Origin of the sequence: Fulvivirga sp., from assembly GCF_040220315.1 — a bacterium.
Lineage (GTDB): Bacteria > Bacteroidota > Bacteroidia > Cytophagales > Cyclobacteriaceae > Fulvivirga.
Map to the genome: position 1 here is coordinate 1 of NZ_JAVJUY010000336.1, position 2227 is coordinate 2227.

The following is a 2227-nucleotide window of genomic DNA, read 5'->3' on the forward strand; positions in this document are numbered from 1 at the left end:
CACAATGCAAAGGGAAACCTCTCTCAATTTTTGTTAGAAGAAAGTAAATACGATAGTGCCATACTTTTGGCCAAGGAAGATTTAAAGTACAGCATAAAACAGCGTAACTATAGCAGTCAATACGGATTGTTAGGAATCATTGCCATCTCTTATTATGAGCAGCAAAACTTGGATAGTACACAGGTTTACCTTAACCGGGCATTATCCATTGTTAACAAGGTATATGATAGAGGACATTTGCAATTTGTTACTGATTTCATTTATGATTATTTCCTCAAGACCAATCAACCAGTAAAATTAAACCAGTTTGCAAAACGACTAGACTATATTCATGATTCTTTAACCAACGTTCGGGTAAAATCAGATTTCGATTTAAACCGTTCTCAGTTTGAATTGGAAAACGCACAAAAGCAGATTGATCAGCTAAAGAAAATTAATCAACTGCAAAATGATAAAGCGCTGGCCACAAAGCGATTTAATATAATCCTAGTTATGGGCATAATACTCAGCATGACTCTTTTAATTATCATTTTTAGGTATCTGCGAATAAATAAGAGGAAAAACGAGCTTCTTAAGAATAAAAATGCGCAAATCACTACTCAGAATGAGAAATTAATTAGTCAAAAGGATAGCATTCAGAGACAATCTGAGCGCATTCTGGAGCTGAACCATCTGTTAGAGCAGAAAATGGATGAAACTACCAAAGAGTTGGTGATAAAGAACAAAAAACTATCTGATTATGCCTACCACAACTCGCACAATATCAGAGGTCCTCTAGCACGGATTCTTGGCCTAATCTCCTTATGGGAATCTGATTATCTTAACCAGGACGAAAAAGAAGAAATGCTAGAAGAGGTAAAGCACTCGGCACTGGAACTAGACGAAATTGTTAAAGAGCTGAATAGGAAACTAGAGTAGATAAATCAGTTAATTGATGATTTAAATAACAAAAAAGTCTCACATTACTGCGAGACTTTTATAGTTATGATCATACAGCTGATAATTATTTGCCTGCAGCGTATCTTTTACTCACTTCATCCCAGTTGATTACATTAAAGAAAGCAGAAATGTAGTCTGGCCTTCTGTTTTGATAGTTAAGGTAGTAGGCGTGCTCCCAAACGTCTAAACCAAGGATAGGCGTTCCTCCGCAACCAACATTTGGCATTAGCGGATTATCTTGGTTAGGGCTTGAACAAACTTCTACTTTTCCTCCTTTATGAACGCATAGCCACGCCCAACCAGAGCCGAATCTGGTAGCGGCTGCGTTAGAAAACTCTTCTTTAAACTTATCGAATGAACCATAAGCTGCGTTAATAGCATCCGCTAATACTCCTGAAGGTTTTCCACCGCCTTTTGGAGACATCACAGACCAAAATAAGCTGTGGTTATAAAAACCCCCACCATTGTTTCTTACAGCATTGTTATCTGTATGCTTAGCTAATAAATCTTCAATGGACTTACCTTCAAGGTCAGTTCCTTTAATGGCATCGTTTAATTTTGAGGTATAGCCTGCATGATGCTTTCCATGGTGAATTTCCATTGTTCTTGCATCTATATGTGGCTCAAGCGCATTGTGCGCATATGGTAAGTCTGGTAGTTTAAATGACATATTTTTGATTTTTAGTTTTACAAATTTGTTACCTGCCCGACCTTCAGGCTGGTACTCCAAATATAACCATCGAAGGGCGAACATAAAACCGAAACCGATACTCAAAATCGATATTAATATTGGGGTAATCTATTGGGGTGGAGGGCGGAGGGCTTAGAGCTTAGAGCATTGGGCTATGGGCGTAGAGTCTGGTTATTGGTGGCTGGTGGCTGGTTGCTGGTTGTTGGTTTTTGGTTACTGGTTGTTGGTTACTGGTTGTTGGTTGTTGGTTGTTGGTTGCTGGTTACTGGCGACTTTTATCAAGCGACTAGCTATCTCTCAACTTCTGAAAGAACTGTGTAACCAAAGAGCCTGCTTCTTCTGCCATGAGGCCATGACTTACTTTTGTTTTAGGATGGATTATTTTCTTATTCAATGAACTAAAGCCCCTTTTTTCATCGCTGGCAGCGTAAACCAGCTTGCCTATTTGTGACCAATAAAGAGCTCCACCGCACATTCCACAGGGTTCTAATGTCACGTACAACGTGCAATCATTTAAATACTTGGTTCCTAAATAATTACAGGCTGCGGTGATGGCCAGCATCTCGGCATGTGCAGTGGGGTCATTTAATATTTCGG

At 39.2% G+C, this 2227-nt stretch carries 3 protein-coding genes; 1 reads left to right on the forward strand and 2 read right to left on the reverse strand.

What is annotated here, in order from left to right:
- Positions 1-918: phytochrome family protein (locus RLO81_RS17145; protein ID WP_502880469.1), on the forward strand; the 918-nt coding region annotated here is incomplete at its 5' end.
- Between the two features lie 85 nt (positions 919-1003).
- Here RLO81_RS17145 and RLO81_RS17150 read toward each other — a convergent pair.
- Both RLO81_RS17150 and RLO81_RS17155 read right to left on the reverse strand, forming a co-directional pair.
- Positions 1004-1609 (reverse strand): superoxide dismutase, encoded by a 606-nt coding sequence (locus tag RLO81_RS17150; protein ID WP_350114513.1) that lies wholly within the window; start codon positions 1607-1609, stop codon positions 1004-1006.
- 307 nt (positions 1610-1916) lie between these two features.
- Positions 1917-2227, reverse strand: a 311-nt coding sequence (locus tag RLO81_RS17155; protein ID WP_350114516.1) for a nucleoside deaminase, incomplete at its 5' end; no start/stop codon positions are given.

Excerpts from the sequence above, each read along its gene's own strand:
- RLO81_RS17150 (WP_350114513.1), bottom strand. The coding sequence starts at position 1,609 with ATGTCATTTAAACTACCAGACTTACCATATGCGCACAATGCGCTTGAG.